This window comes from Chromobacterium sphagni, assembly GCF_001855555.1.
GTDB lineage: Bacteria > Pseudomonadota > Gammaproteobacteria > Burkholderiales > Chromobacteriaceae > Chromobacterium > Chromobacterium sphagni.
Map to the genome: position 1 here is coordinate 198,397 of NZ_MKCT01000061.1, position 16,979 is coordinate 215,375.

Sequence of the window (16,979 nt, forward strand, 5' to 3'; positions counted from 1 at the left end):
TAATGGATTGATCATTTAGAATTTCAAGGAATCGGACATGAGTCTGAAATGCGGTATTGTCGGTTTGCCCAATGTCGGCAAGTCCACCCTGTTCAATGCGCTGACCAAGGCAGGCATTGAAGCGGCCAACTATCCCTTCTGCACCATTGAGCCGAACGTCGGCATCGTCGAAGTGCCGGATCCGCGCCTGGCCGCGCTGGCTCAGATCATCAGTCCGCAGAAGATCCAGCCGGCCATCGTCGAGTTCGTCGACATCGCCGGCCTGGTGGCGGGCGCCTCCAAGGGCGAAGGTCTGGGCAACCAGTTCCTGGCCAATATCCGCGAGACCGACGCCATCGTCAACGTGGTGCGCTGTTTCGAAGACGACAACATCGTCCACGTGGCTGGCAAAGTGGACCCGATCGCCGATATCGAAACCATTCTGACTGAACTGGCGCTGGCCGACCTGTCCGCGGTGGAGAAGGCGATGCAGCGCGAAGGCAAGAAGGCCAAGTCCGGCGACAAGGACGCGCGCGCGCTGATTGCCGTGCTGGAAAAGCTGGTGCCGCATCTGGACCAGGGCAAGCCGGCGCGTTCGCTGGACCTGTCCGATGAAGAGAAGGCGCTGATCAAGCCCCTGTGCCTGCTCACCATCAAGCCGGCGATGTACGTCGCCAACGTGGCCGAAGACGGCTTCAGCAACAATCCTCTGTTGGACCGCGTGCAGGCGCTGGCCGACAGCGAAGGCGCGCCGGTGGTGGCGCTGTGCGCGGCCATCGAGTCGGAAATCGCCGAGCTGGACGACGCTGACAAGGTGGAATTCCTGGAAACCCTGGGCCTGGAAGAGCCTGGCCTGGACCGCTTGATCCGCGCCGGCTACAAGCTGCTGGGTCTGCAGACCTATTTCACCGCCGGCGTGAAGGAAGTGCGCGCCTGGACCATCCATGTGGGCGACACCGCGCCGCAGGCGGCCGGCGTGATCCACACCGACTTCGAGCGCGGCTTCATCCGCGCGCAGACCATCGCCTACGCCGATTTCATCGCGCTGGGCGGCGAAGCCAAGGCCAAGGAAGCCGGCAAGATGCGCGCGGAAGGCAAGGACTACGTGGTGCAGGACGGCGACGTGATGAACTTCCTGTTCAACGTCTGAAGCATTTTCTATGACTCCTGGTGTTTCCTGAAACACTTTGGAAGCCAGGGAGTCCAATGAAACCGCGCACTTGCGCGGTTTTTTCGTTTCTGGGGGTTCCTTGTTGTGCCTGTGGTTGTCACAGAAAGCCCCGGGTAATTTTCAATGCGCATGAACAGCTTTGCGCTTGCCGGATATCATCCATTACTGATATTCTATCATAAAATATTTTCAGCAATCTAAATTCCAATAGGTTATATTGATATGCGCAAGTTGATGACGGTATTGCTGCTGACGGGGTTGAGTTACCAAGCGCTGGCGGCGGATCTGCTGGATACGGTGAAGCAGCGCGGCACGCTGAAGATCGCGCTGGAAGGCACGTATCCGCCGTTCAACTTCAGGGACGCCAAACAGCAGCTGACTGGGTTTGATGTCGAGATCGCCAGCGAAATCGCGCGGCGGATGAAGGTGAAGCCGGAGTTCACCACCGCCGAGTGGAGCGGCCTGCTGGCCGGCCTGCAGAGCGGCAAGTTCGACATCGTGGTCAACCAGGTGGGCGTCACCGAGCAGCGCAAGGCGGTATTCGATTTCAGCCAGCCTTATACTTACTCCAGCGCGCAACTGATCGTGCGCAAGAACGAAAGCCGCGCCTTCAAGAGCCTGGCTGATCTGAAAGGCAAGAAGCTGGGCGTCGGCCAGGGCAGCAACTATGCCGACATGGCCAAGGCGGCGGGCGGAGTGGAAGTGAAGACCTATCCGGGCGCGCCGGAATACCTGCAGGATCTGGCCACCGGCCGTCTGGACGCGGCCTTGAACGACAGCCTGCTGATTCCGTTCGCCATCAAGCAGGCCAAGCTGCCCTTGAAGGCCGGCGCGCCGGTGGGCGAGGTGGCGACGATGGCGATCCCGTTCGCCAAGGGCAATCCGCAGTTCAAGGCCGCCATCGACAAGGCGCTGGGCGATATGAAGGCCGACGGCAGCTTCGGCAAGATTTCTCTGAAGTGGTTCGGTAGCGATGTTTCCAGGGCGCCGACGGCGGCCAAGAAGTAATCTGTATCAGAATTCGGGATGCGTAACACGCCCCTGCCATAGCGGGGGCGTAGCTTTTTCAGGGAAGGGATGGCATGAGCGATTGGATGGCACTATTCGAGGCGGCGCTGCCGGTGCTGCTGAAGGGCGCCTGGCACACGCTGCTGTTCGCCGTGGTGGCGATGGTGCTGGGCCTGGCGCTGGGTTTTGTGGTGGCGATGGTGCGGGTGGCGCGGCTGCCGGTGCTGTCGCAACTGGCGGCGTTCTACGTCAGCGCGATGCGCGGCACGCCGTTGCTGGTGCAGATCTTCGTTATCTACTACGGCCTGCCGGGCATGGGGCTGGAACTGGACCCGGTGCCGGCCGGGGTGTTGGCGCTGACCCTGAACGTGGCCGCCTATCTGTCGGAGAGCTTGCGCGGCGGCATCGCCGGCGTGGCCCGCGGACAGTGGGACGCGGCTTTCTCGCTGGGACTGTCCTGGTGGCAGACCATGCGCCACATCATCGCGCCGCAGGCGCTGCGCCTGTCGGTGCCCAGCTTGTCCAATAGCCTGATCTCGCTGATCAAGGACACCTCGCTGGTTTCCGTGATCACGGTCACCGAGCTGATGCTGGCGACGAAAGAGGTGATCGCCCAGACCTTCCAGCCGCTGCCCTTGTATCTTGCCGCCGCGGCCATCTACTGGCTGCTCAGCGCCGCCTTCGAGCGCATCCAGCGCCGGGTGGAGGACAGGCTGGAGCTGGCGCACCGGCGTTGAGGCTCGGTGTCGGCCATGAAAAAGCCCCGCGTCGCGGGGCTTTTTCGTAGCGGGGCGAGCCGCTTAAGCATGCACGTACAGGTTTTCTATCAGCGCGCGGCAGCGCTCGGCGATGACCTTGCGGCGCAGTTTCAGGGTGGGCGCCAGCTCGCCGGCGTCCACGCACCAGGGCTTATCGACCAGCGCGAACTTCTTGATGTGCTCCCAGCTGCCGAAGTAGCGGTTGAAGCGCTTGATCTCGCGGTCTATCAGATCGACGATCTTCGGGTGGCTGCGCATCTCGCTGTCGGTGGTGTAGGCGATGCCGTGTTCGGCGCACCATTCTTTCAGTTTTTCGTACAGCGGCACGATCAGCGCGGCGGCGTATTTCTGGCCGTCGCCGACCACCATGATCTGGTCGATGAAAGCCGATTCCTTTAGCTTGTTCTCCAGCGCCTGCGGCGCGATGTACTTGCCGTTGCTGGTCTTGAACATTTCCTTCTTGCGGTCGGTGATGCGCAGGTAGCCGTTTTCCAGCACGCCGATATCGCCGGTGTGCAGCCAGCCGTCCTGCAGCGCCTCGGCGGTCTGCCGCTCTTCTTTGTAGTAGCCGACCATCACGTTGTTGCCGCGCACCAGGATCTCGCCGTCGTCGGCCAGGCGCACTTCCACGCCGGGCAGCGGCAAGCCCACGCTGCCGATGCGCACGCCGCGGGCGGTGAACGGATTGGCGGAGATCACCGGCGAGCTTTCGGTCATGCCGTAGCCCTCGGCCACGGCGATGCCGGCCGCCCAGAACATCCGCGCCAGCCTGGGCTGCAGGGCGGCCGAGCCGACGTTGATCGATTGCAGCTCGCCGCCCATCGCCGCGCGCCACTTGCTGTACACCAGCCTGTCGGCCAGCGCGTGCTTGATCGCCTCCAGCGGCGACAGCCTGCGGTTGGGGTCGAAGGCTTCGGCGCGGGCCACTGCCCATTGATAGATGCGGCGCTTGGCGCCGGACAGGTCGCGCGCCTTGGCCACCAGTTTTTCATGCACTTTCTCCAGCACGCGCGGCACGGCGCTGAAGGTGTGCGGCTTGACGTCGGCCATGGCCGACGACAGGCATTCCACACTGGCGAAATAGATGCCGGTGCCGCTGTACAGGTAGTAGAACACGCCAGCGCGCTCGAAGATGTGCGACAGCGGCAGAAAGCTCAGCGCGCGGCACTGGCCGTGCGGCAGGCCGGTGAACTCCGCAGTGGCGACGACGGTGCTAACCACGTTGCGGTGGGACAGCATCACGCCTTTGGAACGGCCTGTGGTGCCGGAGGTGTAGATTATTGTGTAGACATCGTCCGAGCCTATGCTGTCGCGCAGCGCGTCCAGCTCGGCGGCGCGTTCCATCCGGCCCAGGTCGTGGATCTCTCGCCAGGACGGCGCGCCGTCGATGTCGGCCAGGCCGTAGATCGGGCAGGCCAGTTTTCCCAGCGCGTCCCGCAGTTTTCGCTGCAATGCAGCACTACCGGCGAAAGCCAGCTTGACCTCGGCATGGGACAGGATATAGCGTGCATCATCCAGGGTGATGGTGGGATACAGCGGCACGCTGACCGCGCCCACTTGCTGCAATGCCAGGTCCACCAGCATCCATTCGATGCTGTTGTCTGCCGCGATGGCCACCTTGTCGCCGGGGCCGATGCCCAGCTCAAGCAAGCCCAGACTGACGCGGTTGACCGTGTCCCGTACCTCGGTAGTGGACAGCTGCCGCCATGCCTTGCCGGTTTTGGCTGCCAGGCAGTCCGGGCGTGGGTGGGTGGCCAACTGGTGATACAGGATGTCAAAAACGCGTTTTGTCTTCATGCAAACGTTAGTTTTAATGCGAAACGCAGCAAAATAGCCCTAAAGGGCCGCGGTGTAAAGTAAAAATCCGCCCGGACTTGGCGAAAATCAGAGGAATTTGCCGATATTTGTTCGCAATTGCGTTGAAATTTTGGCATTGTGATGAAATGGGCATGGCAAATGCATGCTTTGCCGGCTATTCACGTTTGATTGTCGGGCAATTTGTCCAAGTGCATGATTTTGAGGAGTTTTTGTGAAATTTGCTACCCGCGCCATCCATATCGGCTATCAGAGCGCCGATCACAACCGGGCGGTGATGCCTCCGTTGTACCAGACATCGGCGTTCGCCTACGACCATATCGGCGAGAGCATGCCCTATGTCTATGCCCGCAGCGGCAACCCCACTCGCAGCGCGCTGGAGGACTGCCTGGCCAGCCTGGAGGAGGCGAGGCACGGGCTGGCTTTCGCGAGCGGCATGGCGGCGATAGACGCGGTGCTGCGCGCCTGCCTGAAGCCGGGTGACGAGGTGATCGCGGTGGCCGACCTGTACGGCGGAGCCTACCGCTTGATGACGCGGCTGCTGGCGCCGGCCGGCATCAAGGTGAGCTTCGCCGACCTGCGCGATCCGGCGCAGCTGGAGGCCGCGATCACGCCGGCCACCCGGCTGCTGTGGCTGGAGTCGCCGACCAATCCGCTGCTGGGGATGGCGGATATCCCGGCGCTGTCGCGGATCGCCCATAGCCATGGGGTCAAGGTGGCGGTGGACAATACCTTCGCCACCCCTTACCTGCAGCGGCCGCTGACCTTGGGCGCCGATATCGTCGTGCATTCGGCCACCAAATACCTGGCCGGCCATTCCGACGTGCTGCTGGGCCTGGTGGCGGTGAGCGACGACAAGCTCTATCACGACATCCGCTTTGTGCAGAACTCCGCCGGCGCGGTGCCGGGGCCGCAGGATTGCTTCCTTACCTTGCGCGGCATCAAGACGCTGGCATTGCGGATGGAGCGACACTGCGACAACGCGGAAAGGGTGGCGGAGTGGCTGTGTGGCCAGGAACGGATCGCCGAGGTGTTCTACCCGGGCCTGCCCGGCCATCCCGGCCACGCATTGGCGAGGACGCAGATGAAGCGCTTCGGCGGCATCATCAGCATCCGCTTGAAGGATGACAGCCGCGAGGCGGCCAGCCGCTTCGCCAAGCGTCTGCGGCTGTTCGTGCTGGCGGAGTCGCTGGGCGGCGTGGAGTCGCTGATCAATCACAGCTACACCATGTCGCATGGCAGCATGCCGGCCGAGAACAAGGCGGCGTTGGGCATTCTGGAGGGGGGATTGCGCTTGTCGATCGGGATCGAGGACATCGACGATCTGCTGGCCGATCTGGCCCAAGCCCTGCAGGACTGAATCGAGAGCAGCGCATCCGATACCACGAACCGGCCTTGCGCCGGCAACAAGGAGAAGCGTGATGTCTTCAGCACTCTGGCAGCGATTGCAGCTCAAGCTTCCGGTAATACAGGCGCCGATGGCGGGCGGGGCGACCACGCCGCAGCTGGTGGCCGCGGTCTCCGCCGGCGGCGGAGTGGGGTTTCTGGCCGGCGCGATGCTGGCGCCTGAGCAGATCCGGCAGGAGGCGGCGAAGATACGCGGCCTGACCGACCGGCCTTTCGGCATCAATCTGTTCATCCAGGAGCCGCCGGCTCCGGATGACGCCGAGCTGGAGTTGGCGTTGCGGCTGCTGGCGCCATGGCATATCGAGCTGGGCCTGCCGCCGCCGGCGGCGCCGGAGCGTTATTGCCAACCGTTCGGCCAGCAATTCGAGGCGCTGCTGGAACTGCGGCCGGCGTTGGCCAGCTTCACTTTTGACATCCTGGACGGCAAGCAGATGCAAGCGCTGAAGCAGGCCGGCATCCTGGTGGTGGGCACGGCCACCAATTTGGCCGAGGGATTGGCCTGGGCCCGACTGGGCGCGGACGCGGTGTGCGCGCAGGGGCGGGAAGCCGGCGGCCACCGCGGCACCTTCATCGGGCCGCAGGAGCAGTCGCTCAGGCCCATGCTGTCGCTGGTCTACGAGCTGGCGCAGAATCTGCCGGTGCCGGTGATCGCCGCCGGCGGCATCATGAGCGGCAAGGATATCGCCGGCGCCATGCGTCACGGCGCCCAGGCCTGCCAGCTGGGTACGGCTTTTCTGCGCTGCCCGGAGTCCGCCATATCCCAGCCGTGGAAGTACGGCCTGGCGGCGGCCAAGGCCGGCGCGACGCGGCTGACGCGCGCCTTTTCCGGCCGGATGGCCCGCGGGCTGGACAACCGCTATATGGAGGAAATGGCCCAGTGGCAGGATCAACTGCCGGCCTATCCGGTGACCAACGCGCTGACCGGCCCAATGCGCGCCGCCGCCTCCAAGGTCGGGCGCAGCGACATGATGTCGCTATGGGCCGGCGAAGGCGTGGCGCAGGCGCGCGAATTGCCGGCGGCGGAGCTGATGGGGCAGTTGCTGCTGGAGTGGCAGGCGGCTTACCGTTAGCCGTCTTCCCTGTAGATGGCCACGATGCGCCGGCCCTGGCCATCAATGGCGGCGCGGTACATGCCCTCGCAATTGAAGGGCAAGGCCACCCGGCCTTGCCTGTCCACCGCCGCCACGCCGCCGGTACCTCCCAACCGCGGCAAGTCGCGCTGCACCACGACATCACAGGCCTGTTCCAGCGTTTCGCCCAGATAGCGGATGCGGGCCGATATCTCGTGGCCGGCGGCCACGCGGACGAAGTACTCGCCATGGCCGGTGCCGGACACCGCGCAATGGCCGTCGGCCCAGGTGCCGGCACCTATCACCGGGGTGTCGCCGATGCGGCCCGGCCACTTGGCGGTGCGCCCTCCAGTGGAGGTGGCCGCCGCCAGCCAGCCTTGCGTGTCCAGCGCCACCGCGCCCACCGTTCCGTGCTTGCGGTCTTCCGGGATGTCGGCGTCGCTGCCGCCCGCGGCCAGCCTTTCCTGCTCCAGCAGCAGCGCCTGCCAGCGCTTGTCGGTGTGGAAGTATTCCGGCGGCCGACACGGCGCGCCGATGCGGCGGGCGAAATCCTCGGCGGCGGCAAAGCCCAGCGTCACGTGCGGGCTTTGCTCCATCACCGCGCGCGCCAGCCGCACCGGGTTCTGCACGCCGGCCAGGCCGGTGACGCTGCCGGCGTCCTGGCGGTTGCCGTCCATCACCGCCGCCTCCATTTCCTGCTTGCCGTCCAGTGTGTACACCGAGCCGCGGCCGGCGTTGAACAGCGGGTCGTCCTCCAGTGCGCATACGCTGGCGCAGACCGCGTCCAGCGCGCTGCCGCCGGCAAGTAGCACCGCATGGCCGGCATCCAGCGCCTGTTGCAAACCTTTCCGGTAGGCCTTTTCCTGTTCGGCGCTCATATCTTGGCGGCGCAGCGTGCCGGCACCGCCGTGCAGGGCTAGGGCGATGGTCATGGGTCAGTCCTTTTCGTGATGAACGGATATCTGAATAGAATGGGGCTTTTTGGCGGAGAGAACCAGCATGGCTAACGATGCTGCGAAGAGCGCGCTGATCCTGTTGTACGACGGACAAGACTATTGGTGGCAACGCCGCGCCTTGGATGATGGCAGCTACCCGGCTTGCCTGGATTTTGCCGCAGGCGGCAGCATGGAATCTGGAGAGAATCCGCGCGAAGCGGCTGTGCGCGAGCTGGAAGAGGAGCTCGGCATCAGTGGCCTGGCGCTGGAGGCCCTGGGCTACCGGCAACTGGATGGAGAGTATTGCGCGCTGTTTCGCGGAGCGTTGCCGGCATGCTGGCGCCTGGGGAGAGAGGTGGCGGAATTGCTGCCGATGTCGCTGGAAGCCTTGCGTGCCTTGCCTCCCGCTCAACTGCATCCGCAGTTGGCCGACTGGCTTGGCAGGCGCGAACCGCTGGGGCATAATTGTTGAGTGAATTACTCAACTAATGGTTGCCCCGTCATGAATGCCGCGCTGGAAGCCGAGATTCAACAGAAATACACCACCGAAACCATACTCGACATGCATCGCTGGACCGACAAGCTGATCAGCTTCCGGCTGACGCGGCCTGCCAGCTTCCGTTTCGCCGCCGGCCAGTTCGCCCGGCTGGGACTGCCGCTGGAGAACGGCGGCCAGGTGTGGCGCGCGTATTCAATGTGCTCGGCGGAGCATGACGAGCATCTAGAGTTCTATTCCATCGTGGTGGAGTCCGGCCTGTTCAGCCCTTTGCTGGCCAGCTTGGCGCCGGGCGGCCAGGTGATGCTGGACAAGAAGGCGCTGGGTTTTTTCCAGGAAGACAGGTTGCCGGATGGCCGCGATCTATGGCTGCTGGCCACCGGCACCGGCATCGCTCCCTATTTGTCCATCTTGCAGCGGCCGGAGGTATGGCAGCGCTTCGAGCATATCGTCCTGTCGCATTGCGTGCGCAATGCCGACGAGCTGTCGTTCCAGGCTGAAATCGCCGCGCTGTGTCAGCATCCGCTGTGGGGCGAGCACGGCCACAAATTGCAATACCTGCCGGTAGTCACCCGCGACGCGCCGGCCGGCATGCTGGACGCCCGCTTCCCGCAGCTGCTGGAAGACGGCAGGCTGGCGCAACGGGCCGGCCTGCAGCTGTCGCCAGAAAACAGCCGCTTCATGCTGTGCGGCAACCCCAAGATGGTGGAGGATACCCACCGCCAGCTGATGAAGATGGGTTACCGGATGACCCGGCAGAACGCGCCCGGCCACATCGTGCTGGAAAACGGCTGGTAAGCGTTGAGAGCTGCGCGCAAGGCCCTGAGCCAAGGCGCGCCGCCGCTGCCAGCGCACGCGCGCGGCAAGGAGGCGCAACGCTGCTTTCAAACCGCGGTCAGCGCGCTTTCCTCGCTCAGCAGCGACAGATTGATCAGGTCTTGGTAGCGGTCCAGCCAGAAGCCGGCCTGGCGGGCGCGGCCTTCCACCTTGAAGTCCAGCCGTTCCAGCAGTTTCAGCGAGGCCAGGTTGTCTGGATGCACCTGGGCCTCGATCCGGTTCAGCGCCATATGCTCGAAACCCCAGGCCAGCGCGGCGCGCAGCCCCTCCGCCATCAAGCCCCGCCCCTGCTGGCCGCGCGCCAGTTCGTAGCCCAGCGCGCAGCTGCGCCAGCCGGTATTCCATTTGAACAGGCCTATGCTGCCGATCAGCGGACCGCCGCTGTTCAAGGCCAGCCCCCAGCGGACGCCGGGCGCGGGCAGGCTTCTCCAGCCGGCGAATTTCTCCACCATCTGCCGGGCCTGCTCCAGCGTGGAAAGCGGGTCGGTGCCGTACCAGCGCATCGCGTCGGCGTCGCCGTGGATGTCCAGCAGCGTCGGCGCGTCGTCCATCAGGATTTCGCGCAGCGTCAGCCGCTGGGTATGCAGTATGGGGAAGTTCATCCATCCTCCTTGCCAGGACAAGTAGATATACCGTAAATGCCGCCGGTCTTCAAACCATGCCGGCGCGGTTGTTTGCGTCGGGATGATATCGGTATCATGAATGCCTTCGTCACCGACTTCGGAGCGCCGCGCATGCCCACTTTGTCCACCCTGCTGCTGTTCATCCTCGCCTGTCTCGCGCTGGCCGCGACCCCCGGCCCCGACATGCTGCTGATCGCCAGCCGCAGCGCCGGACAGGGCCTGCGCGCCGGTTTCGCCACCCTGTTCGGCATCCAGCTCGGCACCTATTGCCACGCGCTGCTGGCGGCATTGGGACTGGCGCAATTGTTCGTGCTGGTGCCGCTGGCCTACGACGCGGTGCGCATTGCCGGCGCCGGCTATCTGCTGTATCTGGCCTGGACCACCCTGAAGAGCCGCAGCGTGCTGCGCGCGCCATCGGCATCCGCCGCCGGCCAGCCGCTGGGCCGCATCGTGCTGCAGGGGCTGACCACCAATCTGCTCAATCCCAAGATGGCGTTGTTCGTGCTGGCGCTGTTTCCGCAATTCGTCGATCCGCGCGCAGGATCGGTGGCCTTGCAGATCCTGATGCTGGCCACGGTGCTCAACCTGGTGGGTTTCGCCGTCAACGCGCTGGTGATCGTCGCCAGCAGCCGCATGGGCAGGCTGCTGGGGGCCGGCGCTGCCGGGCGCTGGCCGCAGTATCTGCTGGCTACCGTGTTCGGAGGCCTGGCGATGCGCCTCTTGTTCGCCGGGCAGAAGTGAGCGCGGCGGCGGCCAGGCCGGCTTAACCCTGGCGGCGGTTTTGCTCTACCATGGCTAATGACCGCCTCCCGCCCGGGCCGGCGGCGGGCCGCGCCAGCGCGGGCCTTGGGCAATTGCCGGACGCAAGCATATGAAGCCAGCCAGCCAAGCAGACGATATCGCCTCCCGCCTGATTTCCTTGCAGCAGGACAGTCCGCTGCTGATCTCCCTGTTTGACGAGCATGACTTCTTGCGCTACGCCAATCCGGCTTTTTGCGCGGCGCTGGAGGTGGCGCCGCATGAGCGCATCAACTGGGAGCAGATGATGCGGCGCAATTACCATGGCGGCCGCGGCACGCTGATCCAGGCGCGCGATTTCGAGGCCTGGCTGGCGTCGGCCCGCTCGCGGCGCGCCAAGCAGCCGTTCCGCGCTTTCGAGAGCGATCTGGTCGACGGCCGCTGGATCTGGATGACGGAAACCATGCAGCCGGGCGGCTGGATGCTGTGCGTGGCTTGCGACATCACCAATCTGCGCGCGGGCGAGCGCGAACTGCGCCAGGCGCGCGACATGGCGCAGCGCGCCGCCCTGACCGACCCCTTGACCGGCATCGGCAACCGCGCCCACATCCTGGAGCAGCTGGAAGGCATGCTGGCGCAATTTCTCGCCGGCGGCTGCGGGGCGGCGGCGGTTGCCATCCTGGACCTGGACAATTTCAAGCTGATCAACGATCTGCAGGGCCATCTGGCCGGCGACGAGGTGCTGCGCGATTTCGCGCGCCGGCTGCAACCTTTGTTGAAGCCGCACGACAGCCTGGGCAGGCTGGGCGGAGAGGAATTCCTGCTGCTGTTGCCCGGCAGCGCGCTGGCCGAGGCTGAGGCGAGGATACAGGCCATGCTGGTCGAGGTGCAGGCCTCGAGGCCGCTGGCCGACGTGCCGTCGTTTTCCTATACCTGCTCGGTGGGGATGACGCTGCTGCGCGCCGGCGACGAGATGATGGCGGCGCTGGGACGAGCGGACGAGGCGCTGTACCAGGCCAAGTCCGGCGGCCGCAATACTTGGCGGGTCAGGCTGTAGTCCGGTCCCGCTACCGCTTGGGGAGGAGAGATGGAACAAATGGAGGCACCCGGCCCGCGGCTGACGGCAAAGGACAAGGCCAAGCGGATCGCGCTGGCCTTTGCCGCATTGGCTTACGCCATCTATAGCAGCCGGCGCGACGATTTTTTCATACCGGCCAAGCACGGCGCCGGGCTGCATCTGCATGGGCTGGCCGGCGCCATGCTGGAGCTGGCGATGGTGATGACCGCCGTCGCCTGCCTGCTGCCGCTGGCGGCCGAGTACGGCGGCGATCCGGCCAGGCCCGCTTACGAGCGCTGGCGGAAAATAACGGCAACCGCCGGTTGGGGCCTGTTTTTGTATGGCTTGTTCGGCGATCTGCTGTTTGACGGCTTGCTCAAGTCTGGAAGCTTCATCGCTGGCTTGTCGCTGGTGGGCTTGACCGCATTGCTGGGTTTCCAGGCGTGGTGGTTGGGAAAGCTGCCGCCGCAGGAGCAGTTGCGCCATCGCAAGGCGCAGCCTGGCTGGGGCTGGACGATGGCGCCGGCCGCGGGGTGGCTGGCTGTGGTGTTCCTGGGCTTGCTGGGCGCGTCCTTGCTGCTGTTTGGCGGCTGGTTGCTGGCTATCGACGCCTATGCCGCGGCGGCGGTGCTAGTCGCGATTGGCGCCGCCATGCTGGGGTGGACGGTTTCCATCGCGCGGCGCGTGCGCCGCCGCTGACTGCCGGCGATAAAAAAACCGGGCGCGGGGCCCGGTCGTCTGGTTTGCGGCGGCTTGCGCTTATTTGACGCAGTCCACGCAGTAGGTCTTGCGGCCCTGCACCTCCACCGCCACCAGGCCGTGGACGTCGGTTTCGAAGCCCGGCAATTCGCGGTTGAACGCCTGGGCGAAGCGCAGGTAGTCGACAATGGTCTTGTTGAAGCGCTCGCCCGGGATCAACAGCGGGATGCCGGGCGGGTAGGGGGTCAGCAGCACCGCGGTGACGCGGCCTTCCAGCTGCTCCACCGGCACCCGCTCGATCTCGCGGTGCGCCATCTTGGCGAAGGCGTCGGACGGGCGCATCGCCGGCTCCATCTCGGACAGGTAGATCTCGGTGGTGAGGCGGGCGATGTCATGCTTGCTATACAAGCCGTGGATGCGCTGGCACAGGTCCTGCAGGCCGACGCGCTCGTACTGCGGGTATTTGGCGACGAAGTCCGGCATCACGCGCCACATCGGCTGGTTCTTGTCGAAATCGTCCTTGAACTGTTGCAGCAGCGAAATCAGCGTGTTCCAGCGGCCCTTGGTGATGCCGATGGTGAACATGATGAAGAAGCTGTACAGGCCGGTCTTTTCCACCACCACGCCGTGCTCGGTCAGGTACTTGGTGACGATGGCGGCCGGAATGCCCATTTCCTCGAAGCTGCCGTCCACCGACAGTCCCGGCGTCAGCACGGTGGCCTTGATCGGGTCCAGCATGTTGAAGCCGTCCTCGATGCCGGCGAAGCCGTGCCAGCGCTCATCGGGCTTCAGCGTCCAGTCGGCCGGATCGCAGATGCCGTCGTCGGACAGGTCATCCGGGCCCCATACGCCGAACCACCAGTCGCGGCCGTATTCCTCGTCCACCTTGCGCATCGCGCGGCGGAATTCCAGCGCCTCCACCAGCGATTCCTCCACCAGCGACTGGCCGCCCGGCTGTTCCATCATCGCCGCCGCCACGTCGCAGCTGGCGATGATCGAGTATTGCGGGCTGGTCGAGGTGTGCATCAGGTAGGCCTCGTTGAACCAGGCGGTGTCCAGCTGCCGGTTCTGCGGGTCCTGCACCAGGATCTGCGAAGCCTGGCTGATGCCGGCCAACAGCTTGTGGGTGGATTGGGTCGAGAAGATCAGGCTGTCTTCGCAGCGCGGGCGGCCTTCGCCTATGGCGTGGAAGTCGCCGTAGAAGTCATGGAAGCTGGCGTGCGGCAGCCAGGCTTCGTCGAAGTGCAGGGTGTCCACCTCGCCGTCCAGCAGGCCCTTGATCTCCTCGACGTTGTACAGGATGCCGTCATAGGTGGACTGGGTAATGGTGAGGATGCGCGGCTTGGCGCCCGGCCTCTTCTCCAGCGCTTCGCGGGCGAAGGGGTTGGCGAGGATTTTTTTCTTGATGGTGTCCAGCTGGAACTCGGATTTCGGGATCGGCCCGATGATGCCGTAATGGTTGCGGGTCGGCATCAGAAACACCGGTATCGCCCCGGTCATCATGATGGCGTGCAGATTGGACTTGTGGCAGTTGCGGTCCACCAGCACGATGTCGCCGGCGGCCACGCAGCTGTGCCAGACGATCTTGTTGGACGTCGAGGTGCCGTTGGTGACGAAGAACAGGTGGTCGGCATTGAAGATGCGCGCCGCGTTGCGTTCGGAGGCCGCGATCGGGCCGGTGTGGTCCAGCAGCTGGCCCAGCTCGTCCACCGCGTTGCAGACGTCGGCGCGCAGCATGTTCTCGCCGAAGAACTGGTGGAACATCTGGCCGACCGGGCTCTTCAGGAAGGCGACGCCGCCGGAGTGGCCGGGACAATGCCAGGAGTAGGAGCCGTCGTACGCGTAGTCGACCAGTGCGCGGAAGAACGGCGGCGCCAGTTTGTCCAGATAGCTCTTGGCTTCGCGGATGATGTGGCGGGCGACGAACTCCGGCGTGTCCTCGTGCATGTGGATGAAGCCGTGCAGTTCGCGCAGGATGTCGTTGGGGATGTGGCGCGCGGTGCGGGTTTCGCCGTACAGGTAGACCGGGATGTCCGGGTTGCGGCGGCGGATCTCGGCGACGAAGCCGTACAGATTGCCCAGCGCTTGCTGCGCGGAATCCTCGGTGTGGAATTCCTCGTCGTCTATCGACAGGATGAAGCCGGCGGCGCGGCTTTGCTGCTGGGCGAAGGAGGTGAGATCGCCGTAGCTGGTGTAGCCGATCACGCTCATGCCTTCCGCCTCCATGGCGGCGGCCAGTTCGCGGATGCCGGAACCGCTGGTGTTTTCCGAGCGGAAGTCTTCGTCGATGATCACGATGGGGAAATGAAAACGCATACCTGAGTCCTTGTTGCTGTTAACTCGGACACTGCGGATGGGGCCGGGGTGGCGCCACCTGGCGGCCCGCATCGCTGCAGCGTCACTCGGTGCGCGTGGGGCGCAGAATCTGTACGCACGGGCTGAAGAACGGATCTTCGCCGCCGCCCTGGAGGCTGGCCTTGAGGCGCGAATAAAACAGGGTCGCTTTGCGCCGCGGTCCGTACCTGGCAACCTGCGGTTGCTTCACGTCAGCCGGCCTGGAGAACATCCCAAGAAGCGCGCATTGTAGACCTTTTGCTTGTCATGTTGTTATGCAGCATGGCCGCAGGCGCAAAAAACTTCCAACCGCAACAATGCCGGCGGCCGCGCAGGCTCTGCGGTCGCCGCGGTCCAGGCTGTAGCCAGCAAATAAATGGCTGTTTTCATTGGCAGTCGGACGATGGCGGCTGCGGCGGCCGGCCGCTTGCGGCGGGCAGCGCCGACTGTTGTTTTTTTCTCCGTCTGGTCAGATACAGGCTGCCGGCCTTGAACACCACGCCTATGCCGCTGACCGCCAGCAGCAGGGTGAGCGGCGCGGCCACCAGCCAGGGGAAATAGCCTATCGCCAGCGCCAGCAGGCATAGCGCCGCACCTATGCTGAGAAAGGCCGGCGCCTCGCTGCTCTCCACCATGCGGCTGCCATGAACCACCGCGCCCAGCGCGTCGCCGATGCGTATCGCCTGGCGCGCGGCGGCGCTGGCGCCGCTGAGCGCGATTTCCCTGGGGCTGCCGCGCCGGCGTTTCTCCCGCGGCTGGGTCGGCATCGGGCGGCGGCGTTCGGACAGCACGATCTCGGTGGACTGTTCCAGATCCAGCAAGAAACGCTCGGCCAGTTCGTCGGCCAGGCCCTCGTCTTCCAGCGCGATGTCCAGCTCGCGGTTGACCAGCCAGCTGGACAGGTTGAGGTTGGTGGAGCCGATCCGCGCCCAGCGGCCATCGGCCACTGCGGTCTTGGCGTGGATCATCGGCCCGTCCCATTCGAACACCCGCACCCCGGCTTCCAACAGCGGCCGGTACTGGGTGCGCGACACGGTGGCGATCCAGCGGATGTCGCTGGAACGCGGCACCAGCAGGCGCACGTCCACGCCGTCGCGCGCCGCTTGCTTCAGCGCCGACAGATACAGGCTGGTGGCCATGAAATAGGCGTCGGTCAGCCACAGCGTCTGGCGGGCGAAGCTGGCTATCAGCAGGTCCAGCCGCATCATCTTGGCGGTGGACGGGGTGGTGGCGATCAGCCGCGCCGCCACGGCGCCGCCGGTTTCCTTCTCGACGGGCTGCAGCCAGCGCGGCGCCAGCGGCGCGCCGCAGCTGGCCCAACTGTCGGCGAAGGCGGCTAGCGCCGGCATCAGCAGCGGACCCTGCAGCGCCAGGCCGGTATCGCGCCAGGGCGCCAGGCCCTTGTCCGGCTGGCCTTGCCAGCTGGCGCTGATGCACAGGCCGGAGACGAACAGCTGGCATCGATCGACGATGATCATCTTGCGGTGGTTGCGTCCCAACAGGCTCAGGCCGCCGCCCAGGCTGGGCGGGTGATAGGCGCGCACTTCGGCGCCGGCCTCCAGCAGAGGTTTGAAGAAACTGGACAGATGCGAGCGCCAGCTACCCAGCCAGTCGTACAAGAGACAAACCTGGATGCCTTGTTTGGCCTTATCTATAAGAATGTTGCGGATTTTCTCGCCAAATTGGTCATTGGCGAAAATATACATTTCAATAAAAACCGAATCCTGACTGGCGGCGATGGCGTTTTCCCAGGCCGGGAAGTTGCCGGCACTGTCATACAGCAGTTCGACGCGGTTGCCGCCGGTCAGCGGCGCGCCGGCGGAGCGCGACAGCGCCTGTTCGGCCAACTGGCGGACGAATTGCAATGTGGAAGCGGATTGGTCGTCGTGGTTCATGATTTTATTGAATTTTGTCAGACAAAATACAAAATATTGCCAAAAAGGCTGCTTTGTATCTGTTTCTCATGGTGAAAAACTGTCGTTTTTTTGAAAAATCATGTCTCAAAAAATCAATAAGAGCGCAGTTTTTTAGTAGTGTAATTACATTTAAAAT

At 64.5% G+C, this 16,979-nt stretch carries 15 protein-coding genes; 10 read left to right on the forward strand and 5 right to left on the reverse strand.

Going from position 1 to position 16,979, the window contains the following annotated elements; all coding sequences use genetic code 11:
- Nucleotides 1-37: 37 nt before the first annotated feature.
- The 3 genes from ychF to BI344_RS19100 all read left to right on the forward strand — a co-directional run bounded on the left by ychF (nt 38) and on the right by BI344_RS19100 (nt 2,895).
- Complete coding sequence (gene ychF / locus BI344_RS19090) at nt 38-1,129, forward strand: redox-regulated ATPase YchF (protein ID WP_071114383.1); 1,092 nt, start codon at nt 38-40, stop codon at nt 1,127-1,129.
- A 243-nt stretch (nt 1,130-1,372) separates the two neighbouring features.
- Nucleotides 1,373-2,158: a transporter substrate-binding domain-containing protein gene (locus tag BI344_RS19095; RefSeq protein WP_071114384.1), complete on the forward strand. Its 786-nt coding sequence runs from the start codon at nt 1,373-1,375 to the stop codon at nt 2,156-2,158.
- A 74-nt stretch (nt 2,159-2,232) separates the two neighbouring features.
- The gene (locus BI344_RS19100; RefSeq protein WP_071114385.1) at nt 2,233-2,895 is read left to right on the forward strand and encodes an amino acid ABC transporter permease; all 663 of its coding nucleotides are present in this window, start codon (nt 2,233-2,235) and stop codon (nt 2,893-2,895) included.
- 63 nt (nt 2,896-2,958) lie between these two features.
- Here BI344_RS19100 and BI344_RS19105 read toward each other — a convergent pair whose 3' ends face one another.
- Nucleotides 2,959-4,713, reverse strand: coding sequence for an AMP-dependent synthetase/ligase (locus BI344_RS19105; RefSeq protein WP_071114386.1), 1,755 nt, complete (start codon nt 4,711-4,713; stop codon nt 2,959-2,961).
- A 232-nt stretch (nt 4,714-4,945) separates the two neighbouring features.
- On the opposite strand from BI344_RS19105, the gene BI344_RS19110 reads away from it, so the two are divergent.
- Together BI344_RS19110 and BI344_RS19115 are read left to right on the forward strand one after the other, a co-directional pair.
- Complete coding sequence (locus BI344_RS19110; RefSeq protein ID WP_071114387.1) at nt 4,946-6,091, forward strand: trans-sulfuration enzyme family protein; 1,146 nt, start codon at nt 4,946-4,948, stop codon at nt 6,089-6,091.
- A 61-nt stretch (nt 6,092-6,152) separates the two neighbouring features.
- Complete coding sequence (locus tag BI344_RS19115) at nt 6,153-7,208, forward strand: NAD(P)H-dependent flavin oxidoreductase (RefSeq protein WP_071114388.1); 1,056 nt, start codon at nt 6,153-6,155, stop codon at nt 7,206-7,208.
- On the opposite strand, the gene BI344_RS19120 is transcribed toward BI344_RS19115, so the two are convergent.
- A complete protein-coding gene (locus BI344_RS19120) occupies nt 7,205-8,140 on the reverse strand; it encodes an isoaspartyl peptidase/L-asparaginase family protein (protein ID WP_071114389.1) in 936 nt (311 codons plus the stop codon). The two genes, BI344_RS19115 and BI344_RS19120, sit on opposite strands and share 4 nt — an antisense overlap.
- 67 nt (nt 8,141-8,207) lie before the next feature.
- On the opposite strand from BI344_RS19120, the gene BI344_RS19125 reads away from it, so the two are divergent.
- Nucleotides 8,208-8,615 carry an NUDIX domain-containing protein gene (locus tag BI344_RS19125; protein ID WP_071114390.1) on the forward strand — a complete coding sequence of 136 codons (408 nt, stop codon included), beginning with the start codon at nt 8,208-8,210 and terminating at the stop codon, nt 8,613-8,615.
- A 30-nt stretch (nt 8,616-8,645) separates the two neighbouring features.
- A complete protein-coding gene (locus tag BI344_RS19130; protein ID WP_071114391.1) occupies nt 8,646-9,437 on the forward strand; it encodes a ferredoxin--NADP reductase in 792 nt (263 codons plus the stop codon).
- 86 nt (nt 9,438-9,523) lie between these two features.
- Here the strand turns inward: BI344_RS19130 and BI344_RS19135 are convergent, their stop codons facing one another.
- Nucleotides 9,524-10,078 (reverse strand): GNAT family N-acetyltransferase, encoded by a 555-nt coding sequence (locus BI344_RS19135; RefSeq protein ID WP_071114392.1) that lies wholly within the window; start codon nt 10,076-10,078, stop codon nt 9,524-9,526.
- Nucleotides 10,079-10,174: 96 nt separating this feature from the next.
- Here BI344_RS19135 and BI344_RS19140 point away from each other — a divergent pair, with 96 nt between their 5' ends.
- The 3 genes from BI344_RS19140 to BI344_RS19150 all read left to right on the forward strand — a co-directional run bounded on the left by BI344_RS19140 (nt 10,175) and on the right by BI344_RS19150 (nt 12,593).
- Nucleotides 10,175-10,840: a LysE family translocator gene (locus BI344_RS19140; protein ID WP_239690856.1), complete on the forward strand. Its 666-nt coding sequence runs from the start codon at nt 10,175-10,177 to the stop codon at nt 10,838-10,840.
- 130 nt (nt 10,841-10,970) lie between these two features.
- Nucleotides 10,971-11,894 carry a GGDEF domain-containing protein gene (locus tag BI344_RS19145; RefSeq protein ID WP_071114393.1) on the forward strand — a complete coding sequence of 308 codons (924 nt, stop codon included), beginning with the start codon at nt 10,971-10,973 and terminating at the stop codon, nt 11,892-11,894.
- Nucleotides 11,895-11,924: 30 nt separating this feature from the next.
- Nucleotides 11,925-12,593: a hypothetical protein gene (locus tag BI344_RS19150; RefSeq protein WP_071114394.1), complete on the forward strand. Its 669-nt coding sequence runs from the start codon at nt 11,925-11,927 to the stop codon at nt 12,591-12,593.
- A gap of 60 nt (nt 12,594-12,653) precedes the next feature.
- On the opposite strand, the gene BI344_RS19155 is transcribed toward BI344_RS19150, so the two are convergent.
- Both BI344_RS19155 and BI344_RS19160 read right to left on the reverse strand, forming a co-directional pair.
- Nucleotides 12,654-14,909, reverse strand: a complete 2,256-nt coding sequence (locus BI344_RS19155) for an arginine/lysine/ornithine decarboxylase (RefSeq protein ID WP_071114395.1) — start codon at nt 14,907-14,909, stop codon at nt 12,654-12,656.
- 404 nt (nt 14,910-15,313) lie between these two features.
- The gene (locus tag BI344_RS19160) at nt 15,314-16,822 is read right to left on the reverse strand and encodes a phospholipase D-like domain-containing protein (RefSeq protein WP_071114396.1); all 1,509 of its coding nucleotides are present in this window, start codon (nt 16,820-16,822) and stop codon (nt 15,314-15,316) included.
- Nucleotides 16,823-16,979: the final 157 nt, after the last annotated feature.

Excerpts from the sequence above, each read along its gene's own strand:
- ychF (WP_071114383.1), top strand. The coding sequence starts at position 38 with ATGAGTCTGAAATGCGGTATTGTCGGTTTGCCCAATGTCGGCAAGTCC.
- BI344_RS19095 (WP_071114384.1), top strand. The coding sequence starts at position 1,373 with ATGCGCAAGTTGATGACGGTATTGCTGCTGACGGGGTTGAGTTACCAA.
- BI344_RS19100 (WP_071114385.1), top strand. The coding sequence starts at position 2,233 with ATGAGCGATTGGATGGCACTATTCGAGGCGGCGCTGCCGGTGCTGCTG.
- BI344_RS19105 (WP_071114386.1), bottom strand. The coding sequence starts at position 4,713 with ATGAAGACAAAACGCGTTTTTGACATCCTGTATCACCAGTTGGCCACC.
- BI344_RS19115 (WP_071114388.1), top strand. The coding sequence starts at position 6,153 with ATGTCTTCAGCACTCTGGCAGCGATTGCAGCTCAAGCTTCCGGTAATA.
- BI344_RS19120 (WP_071114389.1), bottom strand. The coding sequence starts at position 8,140 with ATGACCATCGCCCTAGCCCTGCACGGCGGTGCCGGCACGCTGCGCCGC.
- BI344_RS19125 (WP_071114390.1), top strand. The coding sequence starts at position 8,208 with ATGGCTAACGATGCTGCGAAGAGCGCGCTGATCCTGTTGTACGACGGA.
- BI344_RS19130 (WP_071114391.1), top strand. The coding sequence starts at position 8,646 with ATGAATGCCGCGCTGGAAGCCGAGATTCAACAGAAATACACCACCGAA.
- BI344_RS19135 (WP_071114392.1), bottom strand. The coding sequence starts at position 10,078 with ATGAACTTCCCCATACTGCATACCCAGCGGCTGACGCTGCGCGAAATC.
- BI344_RS19140 (WP_239690856.1), top strand. The coding sequence starts at position 10,175 with ATGAATGCCTTCGTCACCGACTTCGGAGCGCCGCGCATGCCCACTTTG.
- BI344_RS19145 (WP_071114393.1), top strand. The coding sequence starts at position 10,971 with ATGAAGCCAGCCAGCCAAGCAGACGATATCGCCTCCCGCCTGATTTCC.
- BI344_RS19150 (WP_071114394.1), top strand. The coding sequence starts at position 11,925 with ATGGAACAAATGGAGGCACCCGGCCCGCGGCTGACGGCAAAGGACAAG.
- BI344_RS19155 (WP_071114395.1), bottom strand. The coding sequence starts at position 14,909 with ATGCGTTTTCATTTCCCCATCGTGATCATCGACGAAGACTTCCGCTCG.
- BI344_RS19160 (WP_071114396.1), bottom strand. The coding sequence starts at position 16,822 with ATGAACCACGACGACCAATCCGCTTCCACATTGCAATTCGTCCGCCAG.